At 64.3% G+C, this 1,307-nt stretch carries 1 protein-coding gene; it reads right to left on the reverse strand.

The features are described 5' to 3' along the window. On the reverse strand, positions 1-1,307 hold a 1,307-nt coding region (locus tag NKJ84_RS32950), incomplete at both ends, for a non-ribosomal peptide synthetase (protein WP_352509992.1).

Below are 1,307 nucleotides of genomic sequence, written 5' to 3' on the forward strand. Positions count from 1 at the left end.
TGCGGCCCAGAAACTCCAGATTGCCGTCCGGCAGATAACGCGCCAGATCGCCGGTCTTATACAGCCGATCGCCTTCCACAAAGGGACTGGCGATGAACCGCTCGGCCGTCAGATCGGGCCGGTTCAGGTAGCCACGCGCAACGCCGGCCCCGCCAACGTAAAGCTCACCCACCGCCCCGAACGGCACGGGCCCACCATGACCGTCCAGCAGGTACACCCGCGTGTTCGCAATCGGGCGCCCGATCGGGATGGAGGCCAGCCCCCCGACAGCGTCGGATATTGCGAATGTGGCACATCCAACCGTCGCTTCTGTCGGACCATAATGATTGATCAGACGCACGTTCGGGAAATGCTCTTGCCAAAACTGCATGTCTGCCGGGATCAAGGCCTCGCCACCGACCATGAGTGCTCTGGTCGGGGCTGGTCCCTTGTAGGCTTCAAGCCGCTTGTTCAGCAGGCTTAGATGCGAAGGGGTCAGCTTGATTAGATCATAGGTCTGACCATCCTCTAAAGCAGCAAGCGCATGTATTAGGGCAATGGGGTTGGCAAGACGAAGCTTGGCGCCCGCCAAGAAAGGCCCGAATAAGGTCGTAACGCCAGCATCAAAGCTGAACGACAGCAGCATGGGCGAACCGTTGCCGGCTTCTTCGTAATGGCTGCGATCCGACCAATGCAAATAGTTCACCAGACTTCCATGCTCGACCATGACGCCCTTTGGGGTTCCGGTGGAGCCTGAGGTGTAGATGACATAGGCGAGATGGCGCGCGGTGAGACCAAGGGCGCGCGGCTCGGGATCGCAGGCCGGCAGCTCGGCCCAGGTGGGAGTGGCCGTCTCCAGATCGACCACGCTCACATCGACAAGCGCCTCGGGGCCGAGCGCGGCCCGGCCGGCCGCATCGCAAAGCAGCAGCCGCGGCGCGGCATCGTCGAGAACCTGCCGCAGCCGCGCGCAGGGATAGGCCGGGTCCAGCGGCAGATAGGCACCGCCCGCCTTCAGGATCGCCAAAAGCCCCACCACCATCGCCACGCTGCGCTCCAGGCAGATCGCCACCGGCTGGTCCGGCCTGACCCCGAGCCCGATCAGATGATGCGCCAGACGGTTGGCCCGCGCGTTGAGCTCGCCATAGCTCAGGCGCTCGTCCTCATGGACCACCGCCACCGCCTCCGGCGCATTTCGCACCTGCGCCTCGAACAGCTCGTGGATGCACCGCTGCGACGGATAGGCCGCCGCCGTCCGGTTCAGATCCTCCAGCAGATAGGTGCGCTCGGCGGCCGGCAGGATGTCAATGCGGCCGACCGGCTGGCCT

Source organism: Mesorhizobium sp. M0048 (genome assembly GCF_040323405.1).
Taxonomy (GTDB): domain Bacteria; phylum Pseudomonadota; class Alphaproteobacteria; order Rhizobiales; family Rhizobiaceae; genus Mesorhizobium.